Raw genomic sequence first — 19,671 nt, 5'->3', positions numbered from 1 at the left:
AGGAACTTAATTAACAACCAAGCGCTTTTCATCCTCTTTCACTAATCGGAAATGTATGCCTTTCTTGCGTCAGACAACTAAGTCTAAAGGAGTAACAACCAAGGTACTCTCTGGTTTTGAGAGCACTCAGGTTGGCTTGCGTTCAAAAATCAAGCGTACCCTATTTTCTGAGCTAGAAAAAGCTATAGCTGTTAAACGCTCTAAAAGAAGATTAAGAAAAACATCAAACCGATCCATAATTAAACCGGTCAATAATTCTAAACCAAAATCGCTTAATTTAACGCGCCAACGGTTATTACAGTTGTTAATTTTATTAAGCCTAGCCAGTATGGCCACTCACTCAATGACGGCCAATGCTAGCGTTCTTGACCCTATTCGTAGAGTATTGTCTCCTATTATGAACATCATTGATAAAAATGATGATTCAAAACCTCTTGCCAAGTCTGATCAGTTAATTACAGAGCAAGTAGCCTTAGACCCAAATCTAAGTAGCCATCCGGTGGATTTATCAAACAGTCGTATGTCATTAACTAATGAGCGGCCTAGCCTACTTAATGTGATGCAAGCTGAATTTTTGATAGATCGTGGTGAGATTGACGCCGGGCTTGATCTTTATAAACAGGAATCTTTTAAGGAAGATTCAACTAGCGTCTTTGAACGAGCGTTAGAGTTATCTTTGTTATATGAGACGCCTAAAGAGTCTTTATCCTTTGCTGTTAGATGGCAGAAGCAAAACCCTGATCATATTCCTGCCTTATTCTATGTGGCTCACTTGGCACTAAAAGCACATGACTATACTCTATCTGGTAAAGTTTTGGCTGAAATTTTGGACTATGATACTCAGGCCGATTTGAGTGAAATTCTAATCGGTATCTATCCCACCAGTAAAGCGGATCAACGTCTTTTACTCGAAACATTATTACGTTTACCTCAACATGACAATCCTTCGCTGTTAGTAATGCAAGCAGGTTTAATGTTGCAATTGGGACAGCCTGATATTGCGCTAGTTAGTGTCAATCGAGCATTGAAATACAAGCCTGATAATGCTCCCTTTATCCTACTAAAAGCTGATATTTTAAAGCAGCTACAACCTGATGACCAGGTGCTTAAATTTGTCAGTGACCAGCGTAAGAAGCTAAAAGATAATAAGAGTTTATACTTGTACGAGATACGCTACCGTTTAGATTTAGGTGAAACTCACGAAGCGCATCAACTGTTATTAGAAGCCAATAATTTATTCCATGATGAAGAGATTACTTTGCTGGCAGCTCTTGTGAGTATTGATATTGACGAATATGCAAAAGCTGATGAGCTATTGTCAGAATTGGCAGCCTCACCTGCGTATATTGACCAAGCTTATTACTATTTGGGCATTAGTGCCGAGCGTCAACAAAAGTTTGACCGTGCTGAGCGTTTTTTATCCAAGGTTATGCAAGAGAACTTGGTACTAAAAGCACGCCAAAAATTAGTATCTATACAGTTGTTACAAAACAAGCCTGATCAAGCGTTGGCTACCTTAAACCAGTTAAGCCTACAATTTGATGTGTATGGTCCTGAAAGTGCTATCATGCAGGCCGATATTTTGCGGCAGCAACAAAAACTGGCAGAGGCTAAAAAGACTTTAGCTGAAGCGAGTAAGCGGTACCCTGATGATACTAAGTTAATGTTCGCTCATGCTCAGCTTTTAGACAATAAAAAAGATACGACATTAAAACGCCAACTATTAGATCGTCTATTACTTATTAACCCAGAAAATCCTGATTATATTGTGGCATCCGCCAAGCTATTATATGAAGTTGGTAATAAAAAGGATGTCGAGCAAGCGCTTACTCTTGCTGAGTCAGTATTACAATTGCCGTTTAATTCACCTTTGTTTAATCAGCAGAACTTTTTATCTGCACTTAATATTATAGCTGCCGACTCGCTGTCAAAAGGCCAATATCAGCAAGTTATCGATTATTTACAAGAGCCCTATCAGGTTTCTCCAAATTTAGATTCAGGCATTATTTTGCTACGTGCTTATCAAGGGCTTGGCAATCAAGATAAGGTTAATAGTTTATTTGAAGATATTAAACAACGCTTTGCGGTGGGTCAGCAAGACATTAGTGACCGTCTGCAGTCTTACTAGTATGGCTAAAGGCTATAAGCATTTATAAAGCCTTGTTAAAATCTAAGTCTTGGATGGATAATATAAGTCTTTTCTCGAATCTTTTGCTCATTCAAATACAACTTAACGAATAAGTTTCCGATAATTAAGGACAATCATGACTCACTTGCTCAGTTCAATTTGCCTTCAAACAAACACTTTTACTAAAACTTACTCCAAGAGGAGTTTAGCTGCTTTGATTTTTGCTAGCAGTGCTTTTATGTTCACAGGCTGTCAAACTACCCAGCAAATGGGTACAGCACCTAACGTAAGTAGCGATGTCATTACAGCTGGTGCCCCCCAGTATCCAGAATTGCTACAACGCTTTAATATTGGTGGCAAAATTGGCATTACTATCCCAAAAACTGATACTAGCAATGCAAAAAGTGGCAGCGCCTTTTATGTCTGGGCTCAAGAGCAAGATCGTTTTGCAATAGATCTTACTGGTGCTTTGGGTATTGGTCATACAGTTATTGAATACAATGGCAATAGCGCCACCTTGGTTAGCGAACAGACTGGTGAGATTAAAGCCGCCTCTCCGGAAGAGTTACTACTGCGTGCTACAGGTTGGCAAGCGCCAATTTCACAGCTTCGCTATTGGATTTCTGGTCGTCCAGCACCATCAGATACCAATAGTAAAGTTGATGCACAAGGTCGTTTAGAAAGCTCCCAAAATGGCGATTGGGTTGCAAGTTTTAGTTATAATAGTAATGATGCCAGCATTCGTATTCCTAGCAAAATCACTGTGGTCCGTGCTGATGGTTATAGAGTCATCATGACCATTTCACACGGCTAGTAAAAATTCGACTAAGTAAAGCTCTGTTTTACTCTCTAAAATAATAATTAATTATTTATCAGTGCTAAGTGCTTTTTGGCAACCCATTTAACTAGTCTGACTATCGATATTAACCCACACCAATGGTCAGGCTAGTTTTCGTATTTAGGTTATGACGCTATGACTCCCTTGCACCTGCCAAATATTTTGCCACAAACAGGTACTCTGCCACAGCTAAGTATATTGTCACCAGCCAAGATTAACTTGTTTTTACATATTAATAGCAAACGTGCAGATGGCTACCATAACTTACAAACTGTATTTCGATTATTAGACTGGGGAGATACTATACATTTTGCTGTCAGTCAAAAACTGTTCAACATCCATCAGTCTTTTGAAAACAGCAATCTGCCTATCAGCTTAGATAGTGATGTAGCGGTGACTACAGATATTATGGATAATTTGATTACCAAAGCTGCAGTGGCATTGATTAAATACGTTAAGAAAGAGTGTCATCGCTTAGGTATTGAATTAACAAACACATTACCTATAATTAATATCAAGCTTGATAAGGTACTGCCAACTGGGTCAGGACTTGGGGGTGGATCATCTAATGCAGCGACCACCTTATTGGCTTTAAATAAGCTATGGGGTTTTAATTTAGACCAACAAACCTTGATTGATATTGGAAGCTGTGTGGGCGCTGACGTGCCGATTTTCATTTTTGGTCGAGATGCAGTGGCTGAAGGTATTGGTGAAAAACTCACTGCTATTAATTTACCTCATCAACATTATTTACTACTGAATCCTAAGGTTCACGCCTCTACTAAATCTTTGTTTGCTCATCCTCAATTACGCCGAGATGTGCCAGTTATAGGCGTATCCGACATACAACAAAATAATGAGGGGTATCTTGATCGATTGTATAAACCTTATAGCAACGTATTTCAGCCAGTTGTCGTAGAAACTGTGCCCAAAGTAAGGCAAGCCCTACATTATCTACAACAACTAGAATCTATAACCCATAGTACAGCGCGAATGACAGGTACTGGTAGCAGCGTTTTTCTACCCATTCCTCAAGCCCTTATTCCTAAAATCCAGACCTATATAAAAAATAATCGACCTCCTTGTCCAACATTGATTACTCAATCTTTGTTGTTAAAAAATAGCGATTGAGCGTTTTAAAGGGAATGACATTTAGATATAGCAGAAAACAGTTGCAATCACTAAATTCTTCTGTATAATAACTCGCCCATAAAGGGGTATAGCCAAGTTGGTAAGGCATCAGGTTTTGATCCTGACATCCGTTGGTTCGAGTCCAGCTACCCCTGCCATATTCGTCATAGGCTAAGCAATTTATTTATAAATTAAAAGGTTTAGTTTATTGACACATCTAGTTAGTTTTCGGTATAGTTCGCCTCGAACGCTACCGAGAAGACAACCAGTATAAATTATGAAAATATTAGTAAAAAATTTATTAATATTTTTATAGTAAATTATCAAGAGTCATGCTAATTTAACAACAGCATAAGATTACTTGATAAAGTTTGTCTGTTACAGGGGTATAGCCAAGTTGGTAAGGCATCAGGTTTTGATCCTGACATCCGTTGGTTCGAGTCCAGCTACCCCTGCCATTTTCTTATAAACGTTCATCTTTCTTCTTTATTTGTGCAGTCTACCTCCTTTAAATAAGACTCACCTCTAAGTCAAATAAATAGGACTTGAACCATGCCATATCTGGCGATTTTTACGGGTAATGCCCACCCTGAGTTAGCAAGAACTGTCGCAGATCACCTTCATATTCCTCTTGGCCGTGCTGACGTCACGCGTTTCTCTGACGGCGAAATAGCTGTTGAGATTAAAGAGCATGTCCGTGGTAAAGACGTCTTTATCCTACAACCTACTTGTGCGCCTACCAATGATAACTTGATGGAAATCATGGTAATGGCAGATGCTTTGCGTCGTTCAAGCGCGGGTCGTATTACGGCTGTAATGCCTTATTTTGGTTATGCTCGTCAAGACCGTCGTCCACGTTCAGCTCGTGTCCCAATCTCTGCCAAAGTTGTGGCAGATATGCTAAATATTGTTAGCATTGACCGTGTCATGACTGTTGATTTGCACTCAGATCAAATCCAAGGCTTCTTTGATATACCTGTTGATAATATCTATGGTACTCCAGTACTATTAAAAGACCTAAGAAAACATGGTTATGACAACTTAATGGTTGTTTCACCAGATGTAGGCGGTGTCGTACGTGCTCGTGCTATGGCTAAAGAGCTAGGTGGTAATACTGATCTTGCTATTATTGATAAGCGTCGTGCTCGTGCCAATGAGTCGCAAGTTATGCATATTATTGGTGATGTGAAAGATCGTGATTGTGTCATTGTTGATGACATGGTGGACACAGCTGGTACCCTTTGTAAAGCTGCCCAAGCGCTTAAAGACAATGGTGCACGTCGTGTATTGGGTTATATCACTCACCCAGTGCTATCGGGTAATGCTATCAAAACCATTAGCGAATCTGTATTAGATGAGTTAGTAGTGACGGACAGTATTCCTTTGACTGCCGAAGCAAAAGCTTGTAAAAAGATTCGTCAAGTTACTATCGCTTCGCTACTAGCAGAAAGCTTACGCCGTATTAACAATGAAGAATCTATCAGTGCTATGTTCGAGTCTATTGATTAATTGACTGATTAAGTAAGTGATGAATGAATGAATGAATAAATAATTTATATTAATATCAGTAGCACTTTTTGATCTTTAAAAACCACCTTCTTTGCAAGGTGGTTTTTTTGTACTAGATTTTAATAGGTATAATCCGTATAATACGCCCTCTGTATCTATGCAAACCTAAAGTATCGCCTATTAATAGTCCTTACTTATTGCGATACAGAATAAAGATGTGTGTCTGGCCACGTTGGTCGCAAGCGTTGCTTGAACGCATCAACACCTAATTTATTTAATCAAGGATACTCTCATGAGTGATTTTTTATACACGGTTAATGGCATTGCCCGTACCGATGATCAGCAGGGCAAAGGTGCGAGCCGCCGCCTGCGTAAGCAAAACTTAGTACCTGGCATTATCTACGGTGGTAATGAAGAGCCTACAAGTATTGCTATCAAAAACAATGAACTTTGGAAACTTCTAGAAAACGAAGCTTTCTTTTCAAACATTTTGACTATCAAGCTTGATGGTGAAGAGCAGCAAGCGGTTATTAAAGACCTGCAGCGTCATCCATCTAAAGGCTTTCCAATGCATGTTGATTTTCAGCGCATTATAAAAGGTCAGAAAATCCACATGAATGTTCCAGTTCACTTAACTGGTCGTGAAGAAGCTCCTGGTGTTAAAGCTGGTGGTATTTTATCTACGTTAGTAACTGACATCGAAATCGTATGTCTACCTTCTAACTTACCTGAATATTTAGAAGTGGATGTGTCTAATCTAGAAATCGGCGAATCTCTACACTTGACCGACATCAAACTTCCTGAAGGTGTTGTTATCTTCGAACTTGACACAGATGAGCCAGTTGACCGTACTGTTGTGAATATGCAGGCACCTACTGTTGAAGAAGTTGACACTGATGCTGAAGAAGTTGATGCCTCTGATGTCCCAGCTACTGAGCAAGGTAATGACGAAGACGAAGGCGAATAAGATACAGGCGGATAATGTCGTCCACGGTTAACCGTGCTTGAGTATAGCTTTATATGGTTTGACTCTTATTTAACGCTCAGGCAGTTAGTCGATTTTTTACTTATTGAACAGTGAGAACGCTATGTCCCAACTTAAACTTATTGTTGGGCTTGGCAACCCAGGCCAGCAGTATGTCGAAACTAGACATAATGCTGGCTTTTGGTTTGTGGCCCTGATTGCTGATAAATTTAATATTGAGTTGGCAGCTGATAAGAAGTTCAATGGTTTAACTGGACGCGGACGTATCTTCGGTGAAGACGTTCGCCTGTTGTTGCCGATGACCTTTATGAATAACTCTGGTCAATCCGTTGTGCCTATGGTCAAGTACTATGGTGTTGAACCGCATGAGTTATTGATTGCTCATGATGAGTTAGATATTCCTGCAGGTAGTATTAAGCTAAAAACAGGTGGTGGACATGGTGGACATAATGGTCTTCGTGACATTACGCCACATTTAGGCAATGATTTCCATCGTTTACGTATCGGTATTGGTCATCCTGGTCATAAGTCAAAAGTTAGTGGCCATGTGCTGTCAAAACCTTCAACCAATGACCAAATAGCTATCGAAGCGGCTTTGGAAGCAGCTATGAATTCGCTACAGTTATTGGTTACAGGTGATATAGAAAAGGCACGAAGCCAAATTAATGGTTTTAAGCTTAATAGTTAGTTTATTAATTTGTTTTCGTAGAGACTATATGATTCCAGTGAGAATATATGCTATCAATGCAACTATTATCACTAGCTAGTGTGATTGTATTACTTAAATTTAGTTTTGCTGAGTTTAAGTATGGATTTGATATAGTATTGTTTGAATCATATGTCACTAATGAGTTTAGTGTTAAACTTAGATTGTCATAGATAAAACTTGCTACTATACGCTTTAAACCTGCGCAAAATTTTGGTAAGCTACTCAAATCTATGGTTTTTATCTAAATTGCCATGTTCATGTAATGCTTCAATTACTACCTGTTGAAAAATATTTTTGACGGTTGTGCTTTTTTCTTAACTTTATCAAAAAATGCAGAAAGTCACTCATTTTATTAGTATAATCTGCTTTCAAGTTTTATTCTGCTTAACATATAGTCCATCTTTTAAGGAAATCCCCTATGTTATTGACCTTACTAAAAGGCAAACTACATCGTGCCCGTGTCACTCATGCTGACCTACATTATGAAGGCTCTTGCGGAATAGATGGTGATTTACTGGATTTAGCAGGTATTCGTGAAAACGAATCTATTGATATCTATAATGTTACAAACGGCAAACGTTTTCGCACTTATGCCATTCGAGCTGAAGCTGGATCTGGCATTATTTCATTAAACGGTGCCGCTGCTCACATGGCTGATTTGGGCGATATCGTCATTATTTGTGCTTATGCACTTATGGATGATAATGAAGCAGACAACCATAAACCAAGATTGGTATATTGTACTGAAGACAATACTGTAAAAGATACTGCCAACGTTATTCCAGTACAAGTGTCTTAATTTTTACTGTAGTAGCTAAAAAAACCAAATGCTAAGCAATTTCTATTGCTTAGCATTTTTTTTGAATGACAGTTTTATTAAATATCTTGCAATGAATCTAACACCTAAAGCGACTATTATTCGTCTTTTGCTATAAATTTTTCGTAATTGATTTAGTTAAAACCTATACCCTAACTTTACGCCTAAGGCATAGCCGGTGCCGTCATCAAACTTAGCCAAGGTTCGTTCTGAAAGTGACTTATCAATGGGTAGCTTAGAATATGCTGTACCGCCTTCAAACCACATATACTGAGCCCCAGCAGAAACCGTCATACTGTCATTAACATCATAGCTGCCCCCTAAAGCTAAGCTTTTAATCGTATCGTAAGGACCCAAAAGACTTAACGGTTCAGAAGTGCCTGAATCATACCCCACTCTAACTTCGCCAGAAAATTTTGGTGTGAACTGTTTACCTAAGGCTACCTCAACGCTGTAAGCGTCATCCTTATATTCAGCTAGCGGCTCACCTACCACTTCAGTGATAGCAGAAGGAGAAATGTTGAATTTAGTCCATTCTACCCAGCGTGCATTGACCATACCTAGTAATTGATACTTCTCACTAAGCCCAGTTTGAAAATCTAAGTTTACTGATTGGGGGGTTTTAAAGCCTAACGTGGTATTGCCAAATCCAACTTTAGGTAAACCAATTGCATTTTTAACAGTATCGGGAATGTTATTATAATCGGTAGGCCCAGTGGTTTGTAGAACGCCATTAAGTATAGCGTTGTTAACCAGTAAGCTTTCGTTAGCTTTAAAACTATGTTCTCCTTCGCCGCGCCACGTTACTGCTGCTCGCAACATAATCTCGGGAATTTCATAAGCGAATCCGATGACAGGAATTAAAGCGTTACTTTTATCTTTGACATTTAAATCGTAAAAAATCGGATCACCTTCGAAATTTTGCGCCAACTGAACACCTCCTTCAGCTTGTTGGTACTCCATACCACCATAAAGCCAAAAGTTACTATTTAGCTTACCACCACCAAGCACAGTCAGACTACGAGTATCCACCCTCGCTTCGGTGGTTCCCATGCTGTTGCTAAATTCACTACCCGTTTGGTATAGGGTATCAACTCCAAAGGGCTCATCATAAATTAATGCCAATGCAGTATTTTCAGTAGGCGCTACCTTAACAGCAGCTCCCCAAATGTCAAAATCATCCATCATATCTTTGATTTTATTATTTTGACCAGAATTTATGCCTCCTGCCACATCAGTACCTTCGATTTTTGGGTCAGCATAGGCATAAGAGAGTTCAGCATAATTTCCATCTGCAAAAAAAGGCAGTATGGACTGTTTGGTATATTCTAGACCTGCTGCGTTTGCAGTGGTAGCATTTAAAAAACTCAGACCGCCTAAAGCAGCTAAAGTCAACACTGAACCATACATATGATTGTTCATGACACATCCTTTTGTCAGATTATTTATAAGGTGCTTATTAAATTAAATACCCATCTTGCTCCTTTGTCAAATTTATGTATATTTATATTGCAGTAATTATTCATAATAATCTTGTTAATTACTAGCCTATGACATGGTAACTTACTTATATATTTTATATTCTAAGCATAACCTATATATGTTTTAGCTTAAGTTTCAGCCAATACACATTTAGATTAACAATAGACTTTAACTGACTACTGCTCAGACATTCATATTGCAATTTATAAAAAGTTTTAATACGCTATTAAAATAAATAATCATGCATAAAATTAGAATTTGAAATAATCATTTTGATACTTATACAGCAAAAAAAAACCTCCTTTAATTAAAAAAGGAGGCTTTAACATCCGAATACAAATATTTAGTTATTATTAAATCTTAGCGGCTAGTTCAGCGCCATCTCTAATAGCACGCTTGGCATCAAGTTCAGCGGCTAATTTAGCCCCACCTATAATATGATATTGAGTCGTTTTTTGCTTGACCGCTTTGCCTTTCAAGTCAGTCACTGCAGGCATTAAGTCATTGACGGACTCTTGACCAGCACAGACCACAATAGTATCCACACGCAATAACTGACTTTGTCCTTGCGGTGTGGTTACCCATAATCCTTCGTTAGTCACTTTGTCATAGGTAACACCCGGCATTTGCAACACACCATGTGACTTAATATGTGCTCGGTGTACCCAACCTGTAGTTTTATTTAGATCTTTACCCAACCGATCAGCTCGGCGCTGTAACAAATATACACGACGCGAAGGTATAATTTTCTCAGGTTTGGTTAAACCACCATCAGTCTGATAGATAGCGTTATCATCTACGCCCCATTCTTGCTTCCACTCTGACACTGACTGCGGTTCAGGACGGTAGCTTGGGTCTTTAAGCGTTTCAGGCCCTAATTCATGCAATGTCTGGCCATGACGCGCGGTTAAGTACTCGCTGACATCAAATCCAATACCACCTGCGCCAATTACAGCAACTGTCTCGCCCACTTCTTGTTCACCTGATAATAAGTCAGCATAACTGATAACTTTCGGATTGTCTGCACCCTCAAGCTTACCTTCTAAGCTTCGAGGTACTACGCCTGTGGCTATCACCACATGATCATAGTTGGCTTCGTCCAGCATTTCTTTGGTTACTTTGGTATTGAGCCTAATGGTTACGCCTTGATGATTTAACTCATTAAGATAGTAACGGGTAGTTTCGAAGAATTCTTCTTTGCCGGGGATTACCTTGGCATAATTGAACTGACCACCTAAAATATCTTTGGCTTCATAAAGTGTCACTTTATGCCCACGTTTGGCTGCAACAGTTGCCGCTGACATACCGGCGACACCTCCACCAATTACTGCAACATTTTTAACTTTTTTAGCAGGCTTATAAGTTAACTCGGTTTCATAACAAGCGCGTGGGTTAACCAAACAAGTAGAACGTTTATTTTCAAAGGTATGATCCAAACAGGCTTGGTTGCAAGCAATACAAGTATTAATAAGATCAGATTGGCCAGTTTTAGCCTTATTAACCCAGTCTGGATCAGCTAAGAATGGGCGTGCCATTTGAATAAGATCAGCCTGTCCTGAAGACAAAATAGTTTCAGCTGTATTAGGCATATTGATACGGTTGGCTGCCATCACAGGAATAGATACGTGCTTTTTTACTTCAGCAGTGTAATCCACAAATGCCGCTCGAGGCACACTCGTGACAATGGTCGGCACACGCGCTTCATGCCAGCCGATACCAGTATTTAAAATAGACACCCCAGCTTCTTCTAAGGCTTTAGCAACGGTAATGACTTCATCCATCACATTTCCGTCCTTGACCAAGTCAATCATAGATAAGCGGAAAACAATGATAAAATCTTCACCCACAGCTTCACGGACAGCTTTAACGATAGCCACCGGGAATTTCATTCGACCATGAATATCACCACCGTACTCATCTTTACGCTGGTTCACATGACGCGATAAGAATTGGTTTAGCAAATAGCCTTCTGAACCCATAATCTCGACCCCATCATAACCTGCTTGCTTCGCTAATGAAGCACAACGGGCATAGTCTTCGATCGTGCTTTCGATATTACTAATACTCATTTGGCGGGGTTTAAACGGGGATATAGGCGATTTAAAGGCACTGGCAGAAACTACGAACGGATGATAGCCATAGCGACCACTATGTAGAATTTGCATAATGATCTTACTGTCATGACGGTGAACAGCACGAGTCAAGCGCTGATGATTTATCACATCTACACGACTATTCATCGTGCCACCAGCTGGTATCAACCATCCTTCTCGGTTCGGTGAGATACCACCGGTAATCATCATCGCTACACCACCTTTAGCACGTTCTGCAAAATAGGCAGCCAACTTACCATAGTTATAAAATCGATCCTCTAAACCAGTATGCATTGAGCCCATTACGATACGGTTCTTTAACTGGGTATGGCCCAAGTCTAAGGGCTGAAAGATATGAGGATAAGGAACTTCATTTGTGGCAATCGTATTAGCGCCAGAACTTGATTTAGTGATATTGCTATCTGAATCACTTAATTTATTTGAGGTAGCGGCTGCTGCCATAAAAATATCCTTATTAAATATAGAGTAATTATTTAACCCGAGGGGTAGATGTCAAATATATATATGAGACTAACAAGCGTAGTCTTTAAATCGTCTTAGCTTATTGAGTCTTTAACTGAGTCGCAAATAGATTTAGTTAACCTTTAAAAGTTAAGTACTATTTGTAACCTAAAAATAAACAACATTTGAATAAACGATTTTTTAATTAACGATTTTTGAATTAACAACATTGAGTTGACTAGATAATTTCAGTTAACATATACTCACTGACTAAAGTTTATCAACTACTATCGTATCATAAGCTGATTAGGATAGGTCATGCAAAGGTTTCGCAATGACCATCTAGGCATAGTTACACGAACCAAACCTTATCACTCAGATACGAACCATAAAAATTCTGATAAAGGACTATCTACAATGACGGATTATAGCACTGGCTTAGACAAGAATGATGCCAACCATCAACCCTTAACCCCAGTACAATTCATTGCACGCACCGCCTCAGTATACCCCAATAAAACATCCATAATTTATGACGATTTGGTAAATGCGCCACTTACCTATACTTGGTCACAAACCTTCAGTCGCTGTCGTAGCCTTGCCAATGCCTTAAGAAAACTGGGTATTGCAAAAGATGATACGGTGGCAATTATGGCACCTAATACTCCGGCGATGGTTGAAGCCGCATTTGGAGTGCCTATGTCACAAGGCGTGCTTTGTACCTTAAACACTCGACTAGATATTAATGCTCTGACTTTCTGTTTGCAACACTCAGAAGCTAAAGTGCTAATTATGGACAGCGAATATGTAGATCATGTCGAACTGATTGAAGAAACTTTCCCTAACTTAATCCTTATACACGCCACAGATAGAGCATATCCTGACGTAAAACCCTTTGGTAAAATGACTTACGAGCAGCTGATAGCGTCTGGTCAATTCGATACTAAGCAGGCGGCAACAGATTTTGACCGTACCATATATCCTAATGATGAATGGGATGCTATTGCCTTAAATTATACTTCAGGCACTACCGGTAAACCCAAAGGTGTGGTCTATCATCATCGTGGCGCTACTTTAAATGCCTTATCCAACATCCTTGATTGGGACATGCCAAAGTTCAATACATATCTATGGACCTTACCGCTTTTTCATTGCAATGGCTGGTGCTTCCCTTGGACTATAGCGGAACGTGCGGGTATCAACGTCTGTTTACGTCAAATTGATGCAAGCTTAATCCTAAAGCTCATTGCTAAATATAATATTACTCACTATTGTGCCGCACCTATTGTGCATAATATGATCTCTTCAGGTGATGAGTCACTTAAACAGGCCATCACTCACACTGTTAATGGGTTTGTGGCAGGCGCCCCGCCATCAGAAGCGATGCTAGAGAAGATGGAGCAGATGAACTTTAACATCACTCATGTTTACGGCTTAACGGAAGTGTATGGGCCGGTAACTATTTGTGCTGAGCATGACGAATGGCAACAACTATCGGTTGCAGAGCGTGCCACTAAAAAATCTCGACAGGGTATTACTTCTCATCTTATGACAGGTTTTGAAGTCTTAAAACAAGGCACCAATGAGGCCGTTGCTGCAGATGGAATTGAGATGGGAGAGCTAGCCTTAAAAGGCAATATGGTCATGAAGGGCTATTTAAAAAACCCTAAAGCTACCGAAGAAGCATTTGAGGGCGGTTGGTTTCGAACCGGAGACTTAGGGGTAAAATATGCTGATGGCTATATTAAAATTATGGACCGCTTAAAAGATATCATCATTTCAGGTGGTGAAAATATTTCTAGTATTGAGATCGAAAATATTCTTTATGCTCTACCCCAAGTAAGTAGCTGCGGCGTGGTAGCGGCTTCTAATGATAAATGGGGTGAAGTACCCGTGGCCTTTATTGAAATTGCTCAAGGCGCCACATTGACTCGTGATCAGGTTATCGAACATTGCCGCCAGCATTTGGCTAAATTTAAAGTACCTAAACACGTGATATTCTGTGAAATTCCAAAAACCAGTACCGGAAAAATCCAAAAGTTTGAACTTCGTAATGCTGCTCAGTCTATGGCCAATGAGGAGCCAAAGGTTATGCATTGAAGGTCAGATAATCATTGATATCTTAATCTGTTATATTAAAATCATTAAATAAAGATAATAAAAATGCCCTTAAAAATGGGCATTTTCTTTGATAATTATCTAGTAATTAAAAACTAAACATTAAAAGATTAATTTATAGATTAATTTATAGTAAGTTAAGTGCGCTGCTATTTTGCGGGGTGCACTTTATCAAGTACCGCTTTAAAACGCTCTACTGCTGCATCAACATCAGTTAATTTATCAAGACCAAATAAACCCAAACGGAAAGTTTGAAAACCTTCAGGTTCGCCCACTTGTAGCGGAACACCTGCTGCAATTTGCATACCTTGTGCTGCAAATGCACGACCTTTATGCATCTCTTCATCATCTGTATAGCAAACCACAACGCCTGGCGCTTGATACCCTTCTGCAGCAACACTTTGAATACCACGATCTTCTAAAATATCACGAACGCGATTACCCAGCTCCCACTGTGCTTCTTTTAGCTTATCAAAACCCTGCTCTTTTGCCTCTAGCATCACATCACGGAACACACGCAGACCGTCAGTTGGCATGGTGGCATGATAAGCATGACCTCCATTTTCAAACGCACGCATGATAGTTAGCCATTGTTTTAGATCTAAGCTGAAGCTGTCCGATTCAGTTGTCTCTACTTGAGCCACTGCCCTCTCGTTCATCATTACCAGACCTGCACAAGGTGTACTGCTCCAGCCTTTTTGCGGTGCTGAGACCAACACGTCAATACCCAGTTGCTTCATATCCAACCAGATGCAGCCAGAAGCGATACAGTCGATAACCAATAGACCGTCAACACTATGTACGGCGTCAGCTAACTGCTTGATATAGTCGTCTGGTAATATCATACCTGACGCAGTTTCAACATGTGGGGCAAATACCAAAGCAGGTTTTTTCTCTTTAATAGCTGCCACAGCGTCTTCAATAGCCACAGGTGCAAAAGGATTTGGCATGCCTTCTTCAGACTCCCCTTCGACTTGATGTGCTTTTAAAGCTGCTACGGAACTGGCAATCTTGCCTTTTTCTAAGATCTGAGTCCAGCGGTAGCTAAACCAACCATTTCGTATAACCATACAATCTTTGTTTGTTGCTAGTTGACGGGCTATGGCTTCCATTGCAAAGGTACCAGATCCTGGAACAATGGCCACGGCATCTGCCTCATAGACTTGTTTTAAGTTAATAGATAAATCATTCATAACCAATTGAAAAGCTTTTGACATATGGTTTAACGCACGATCTGTATAAACCACTGAATATTCTAATAAGCCTTCTGGATCAATATCTGGACGTAAACCTGGCATACCTATTCCTTATTTATAATAAATTATTCTAAAATCTGATAGTAAAACCACTAGTGTTAAAACTGTTAATATCATACGACAACAAGTATATCGCTAACAGAGTGTAGAGTACAACTGACTAATCTTATCCGTCCACTAAGCACCATTATTATGCTTATAATTTATCAAAAAAAACCAGCACTAAAGGCTGGCTTAATTTAAGTTATAAAATATTTCATAAAATATTTTATAAAAGGTTTTTATCTTAGTCATCTATCTTTTGCTGGATATAATTCTCAATCCCTACAGCTCGTATCAAATCTTGCTGAGTATCCAACCAATCAATGTATTCCTCATTACCATCTTTTAGATCCAGTAATAATTTACGAGATACATAATCTTGTTTTTGTTCACATAATCTAATAGCATCTTTGATAACATTGTATTTATGGTCTTCTAATTTGATATCACAATCAATAATCTCAGCCACATCTTCACCTATTAGAAGCTTGCCATAGTCTTGAAGATTTGGTAAGCCATCTAACAATAAAACACGTTCAATAATTTTATCAGACCATTTCATTTCACGAATAGACTGTTTATAGAAATAATCATTTAATTCTTCAATACCCCAATGCTTGGTAATACGAGCATGTAAAAAATATTGATTGATTGCAATCAATGACTGACCCAAAACTTTATTTAAAGCGTGAATGACTTCTCTATCACCCTGCATAACCAACTCCAACTCATATAAAATTTGCTTTAGCTTATTTTTAGCTTATATATTTTTAGCTTATAAAGGGTAAGCTATCTATCCAAACTTGGCTTTATATAACGGTTTTCCGATATGTCATTTTTGATATATCAGATTTAGGATATATCCCCAATTTGGCTTTGTAAGTAGTTTTGAAGTCCAATCATATCAATCAAGCGAAGTTGTTGTTCTAACCAATGAGCATGATCCTCTTCAGTATCTTCTAGTTGTGAAACCAACATATCACGAGTTACGAAGTCTTGCTCTTGCTCGCACAGTGCAATCGCTTCTTTTAAATGTTTTTGTACTTTATATTCAAGATTTAAATCAAGTTGTAACATTTCAGGGACGGTGCTGCCTATGGTAATAGCATCTACCGTCATATCTGGTTTACCATTAAGCATTAAGATACGACGAATTATAGCTTGGGCATGCTCAGTTTCATCTTCCATTTCATGATGTATGCGATCGTATAGCTTGCCATAGTTCCATTCACCATACATTTCTGAATGAATAAAATACTGGTCACGAGCCCCAAGCTCACCGCCAAGGAGAAAGTTTAAGTAATCAATAACTCTTTGATTGCCTTGCATGGTGTATATCCTATTTAATAAACATCATATTTAAATGTCTTTATTCTTAAATTAACAGATTCATTATGAATAGACGTGACTCTATAAAATCTGACTACTACAAGTAATTATAGTAACAAATTTGAAAGCAGATTAGGGTTATTTTTGGAACTGAGAATAGAGGGATAAGGGACAATGATAACCATTGCTACTACAAATTAGAACAATTAAAGATAGGATTTATCAATATAGAACTTAAGACTATACACTAAAAACCGAAAATCTTTAGCACATTTCAAACTTATACTGCGTAGGCTAACTGGCTTACCAAATCGCTTTGATTGGCGTGATGTTCTTCTAATAAGTCATTAATCATAGGTTCGCAGCAGCCACAGCAATTGGTCACATCAAGCGCATTTTGTAAGGCTTTCATGGAATCGATACCAGAAGCCATAGCCGCTTTAATTTGGCGATCTTTAACGTTATTGCATATACATACGATCATGAAATACTCCTCAACTGAATATAGCGGCAATTAAATATTCATAACCTTCTAAATAATAGTGATTATAGCTTCATATGATAACGATAACGGTTCTTATTTACAATAAATATTTTAACTTTTTATGAAGATAATTTACTTCATTATCAATACAAATATTAATACTAAATTTTAGAACAAAAAAAAGACCAAGCTAACTTGGTCTTAAATAAAACTCTATTAATCTACAACTGTTAAATTATTTTACAGCTTTTAAGTCAGTACGTACTTTTTTGACTAAGTAATCGACAACTTTTGGCACATTCTCATCTTCACCTTGCACCACATATTTACCATGTACGACTACAGAGGGCACACCAGTTAATTGATAACGCTTGGCGCCTGCTTTAGAACGTGCAATTTTGGTGCTTACTGCAAATGAATTATATAGACTATTGAATTTATTTTGATCTAAGCCTTGGCTTGCATACCATTTAGACAAAGAGTTTTGGTCAAATAGACGTTGGTTGTCTTTGTGAATAGCATCAAATAATTTATTATGAGTTTGATTTTGGTAGCCCATAAGCTGTGCGGCATAAAAACCTCTAGCGTTTGCTTCCCAAGTTGGGTTAAGCGCAGCTGGTGACTCCATAAAAATCACATCACTAGGTTTAGTCTTTGCCCATTTTTGCATATGCGGATTTAGTGCATAGCAATGAGGACACCCGTACCAGAAGAATTCGCGGACAATAATTTTATCGCCACTAATAGCCTCAGGATTATCCAATACTGTATAGTCTTTACCAGCTACATAATCTGCAGCTGAAGCGGGTATCGAGGCTAGGCCTACAGCGGCAGCTAAAGAGGCTAAAGCAAAACCTCGCTGAGAATAAAACTTCATTTTAATTCCTTAAGAATATGTATATAGTTAAGAATATCATCGAATTTACAGTTCGCCAATCAGATATTAAGGCCTTCTAGAGGATTAAGACTAGACATGCCTACAGATTTCACTAACAATTGACCTAAAATTTACATCTTTTAGTTTAATGAAAGGCCACTGAGTCATGGCTACTTATTCACGTTTTGCTATGATAACCCATTTATCAGGGCTGTGTGAACCGTAAGCCTTGCTAAAACCTTAATAGATGGTTCAATAAGCGTTATTTAGCCCTATTGCCAATGTCGAAATTCAGGTTAAATGTTGTAATTTATTGGCTGAACGTATGACCTTCAAAGGTGCTCTATTTTATTAAGCATGGTAATATAGATCTTAAATAATAAACCCGTAATAGTAATTAATACCATTTTTACCAGACAGTCGACCCGTTTTAGAGCGACCACGTTAAATAACCAGCTAACTTCAAGGTTTAGGCTAACTCATGACCCATAATAATACGCAGGGCAACATAACCCCTTTACAGACAGATACTTCATCAAGCAATATTGAAAAAGATAGCAATAGCATGACAACTGATAGCTTTGACCAACAACAGGTCGGCAATATGAGCAATAATGTAGACTTAGGTGAAGTGGGTAAATTCACTCAGTTGGCTAGCCAATGGTGGGATAAGCAAGGTGCATTTGCTACTTTACATGAGATTAATCCCCTACGTCTAAACTGGATAGAAGAGAACGTCATTCGCTATATGGGCTCTGGTTTAACGGGCAAAACTGTACTGGATGTTGGCTGCGGTGGTGGTATCTTAACCGAATCAATGGCACGCAGAGGGGCAAGTGCTACTGGCATTGACTTAGGTCTTGAAAACTTACAAGCTGCCCGTCTTCATGCTGAACAAAGTGACTTGACGGAGCGTCTACGTTATACACATATTGCAATTGAACAATTGGCCGCTCAACAGCCTGAAAGCTTTGATGTGATCACTTGTATGGAAATGCTCGAACACGTCCCTGACCCGAGTCAAATTGTTCAAGCTTGCTTTGACTTATTGAAGCCAGGTGGGGTTTGTGTGCTTTCAACCATTAATCGAAATCCTAAGTCTTATTTGTTTGCAATTATTGGTGCTGAATATGTCCTAGGTTTATTGGATCGTGGTACTCATGATTATGCCAAATTCATTACACCTGCTGAACTCGATAAAATGGCCATTAATGCAGGCTTCAACCGTCAAGATTTAATCGGCTTACATTACAACCCTATTACCAAACGATATTGGTTGGCACAAAACGTCGATGTCAATTATATGATGGCCGTCATTAAACCGGCATGAAGGTCGTGTTAAGCCGTTTTAGTCAAGGCAAAGTAGTTAGAAGCTGTATTCATAAGTAGCTGCATCTATCATTTAAGTATT

At 38.8% G+C, this 19,671-nt stretch carries 16 protein-coding genes and 2 tRNA genes; 11 read left to right on the top strand and 7 right to left on the bottom strand.

Translation table 11 applies throughout. The features are described from left to right. The first annotated feature begins 55 nt into the window (after positions 1–55). From QZ265_RS00180 to panD, 9 genes are all read left to right on the top strand, one after another. Positions 56–2,128 (top strand): tetratricopeptide repeat protein, encoded by a 2,073-nt coding sequence (locus QZ265_RS00180; RefSeq protein WP_296402182.1) that lies wholly within the window; start codon positions 56–58, stop codon positions 2,126–2,128. Positions 2,129–2,342: 214 nt separating this feature from the next. After that, complete coding sequence (gene lolB, locus QZ265_RS00175; protein WP_296402180.1) at positions 2,343–2,942, top strand: lipoprotein insertase outer membrane protein LolB; 600 nt, start codon at positions 2,343–2,345, stop codon at positions 2,940–2,942. 159 nt (positions 2,943–3,101) lie between these two features. After that, entirely contained in the window at positions 3,102–4,097 is a 996-nt protein-coding gene (gene ispE, locus QZ265_RS00170; protein ID WP_296402178.1) for a 4-(cytidine 5'-diphospho)-2-C-methyl-D-erythritol kinase, read from the top strand. 82 nt (positions 4,098–4,179) lie between these two features. Next, a tRNA-Gln gene (locus QZ265_RS00165) sits at positions 4,180–4,255 on the top strand. A gap of 224 nt (positions 4,256–4,479) precedes the next feature. Beyond that, positions 4,480–4,555 (top strand) — tRNA-Gln (locus QZ265_RS00160). A gap of 94 nt (positions 4,556–4,649) precedes the next feature. Next, positions 4,650–5,606, top strand: coding sequence for a ribose-phosphate pyrophosphokinase (locus QZ265_RS00155; protein WP_296402176.1), 957 nt, complete (start codon positions 4,650–4,652; stop codon positions 5,604–5,606). 292 nt (positions 5,607–5,898) lie between these two features. Further along, positions 5,899–6,573 carry a 50S ribosomal protein L25/general stress protein Ctc gene (locus QZ265_RS00150; protein WP_296402174.1) on the top strand — a complete coding sequence of 225 codons (675 nt, stop codon included), beginning with the start codon at positions 5,899–5,901 and terminating at the stop codon, positions 6,571–6,573. A gap of 121 nt (positions 6,574–6,694) precedes the next feature. After that, the gene (pth, locus tag QZ265_RS00145; protein ID WP_296402172.1) at positions 6,695–7,279 is read left to right on the top strand and encodes an aminoacyl-tRNA hydrolase; all 585 of its coding nucleotides are present in this window, start codon (positions 6,695–6,697) and stop codon (positions 7,277–7,279) included. A 439-nt stretch (positions 7,280–7,718) separates the two neighbouring features. Continuing rightward, positions 7,719–8,099 carry an aspartate 1-decarboxylase gene (panD, locus tag QZ265_RS00140; protein ID WP_296402170.1) on the top strand — a complete coding sequence of 127 codons (381 nt, stop codon included), beginning with the start codon at positions 7,719–7,721 and terminating at the stop codon, positions 8,097–8,099. A 156-nt stretch (positions 8,100–8,255) separates the two neighbouring features. On the opposite strand, the gene QZ265_RS00135 is transcribed toward panD, so the two are convergent. Both QZ265_RS00135 and QZ265_RS00130 read right to left on the bottom strand, forming a co-directional pair. Then, on the bottom strand, positions 8,256–9,539 hold the full coding sequence (locus tag QZ265_RS00135; protein WP_296402168.1) for a hypothetical protein: 1,284 nt from the start codon (positions 9,537–9,539) through the stop codon (positions 8,256–8,258). A gap of 413 nt (positions 9,540–9,952) precedes the next feature. Continuing rightward, entirely contained in the window at positions 9,953–12,154 is a 2,202-nt protein-coding gene (locus QZ265_RS00130; RefSeq protein ID WP_296402166.1) for an NADPH-dependent 2,4-dienoyl-CoA reductase, read from the bottom strand. A 417-nt stretch (positions 12,155–12,571) separates the two neighbouring features. On the opposite strand from QZ265_RS00130, the gene QZ265_RS00125 reads away from it, so the two are divergent. Then, positions 12,572–14,254: an AMP-binding protein gene (locus tag QZ265_RS00125; RefSeq protein ID WP_296402241.1), complete on the top strand. Its 1,683-nt coding sequence runs from the start codon at positions 12,572–12,574 to the stop codon at positions 14,252–14,254. 167 nt (positions 14,255–14,421) lie between these two features. On the opposite strand, the gene QZ265_RS00120 is transcribed toward QZ265_RS00125, so the two are convergent. The 5 genes from QZ265_RS00120 to QZ265_RS00100 form a co-directional block, all read right to left on the bottom strand. Then, the gene (locus QZ265_RS00120) at positions 14,422–15,570 is read right to left on the bottom strand and encodes an aminotransferase class V-fold PLP-dependent enzyme (protein ID WP_296402164.1); all 1,149 of its coding nucleotides are present in this window, start codon (positions 15,568–15,570) and stop codon (positions 14,422–14,424) included. A gap of 244 nt (positions 15,571–15,814) precedes the next feature. Continuing rightward, positions 15,815–16,285 (bottom strand): bacterioferritin, encoded by a 471-nt coding sequence (bfr, locus tag QZ265_RS00115; protein ID WP_296402162.1) that lies wholly within the window; start codon positions 16,283–16,285, stop codon positions 15,815–15,817. 137 nt (positions 16,286–16,422) lie between these two features. Next, on the bottom strand, positions 16,423–16,899 hold the full coding sequence (gene bfr, locus QZ265_RS00110; RefSeq protein ID WP_296402160.1) for a bacterioferritin: 477 nt from the start codon (positions 16,897–16,899) through the stop codon (positions 16,423–16,425). A 280-nt stretch (positions 16,900–17,179) separates the two neighbouring features. Continuing rightward, on the bottom strand, positions 17,180–17,383 hold the full coding sequence (locus tag QZ265_RS00105; RefSeq protein ID WP_296402159.1) for a (2Fe-2S)-binding protein: 204 nt from the start codon (positions 17,381–17,383) through the stop codon (positions 17,180–17,182). A 235-nt stretch (positions 17,384–17,618) separates the two neighbouring features. Further along, positions 17,619–18,260: a thiol:disulfide interchange protein DsbA/DsbL gene (locus QZ265_RS00100; RefSeq protein WP_296402157.1), complete on the bottom strand. Its 642-nt coding sequence runs from the start codon at positions 18,258–18,260 to the stop codon at positions 17,619–17,621. Positions 18,261–18,825: 565 nt separating this feature from the next. Between QZ265_RS00100 and ubiG the strand changes: the two genes are divergently transcribed. Further along, a complete protein-coding gene (gene ubiG / locus QZ265_RS00095) occupies positions 18,826–19,590 on the top strand; it encodes a bifunctional 2-polyprenyl-6-hydroxyphenol methylase/3-demethylubiquinol 3-O-methyltransferase UbiG (RefSeq protein WP_296402239.1) in 765 nt (254 codons plus the stop codon). Positions 19,591–19,671: the final 81 nt, after the last annotated feature.

The organism is Psychrobacter sp. (assembly GCF_018260395.1).
Taxonomy (GTDB): Bacteria; Pseudomonadota; Gammaproteobacteria; order Pseudomonadales; family Moraxellaceae; genus Psychrobacter.
Note: the sequence above shows the minus strand (reverse complement) of the source record. Positions and strands in the feature narration are given on the sequence as shown.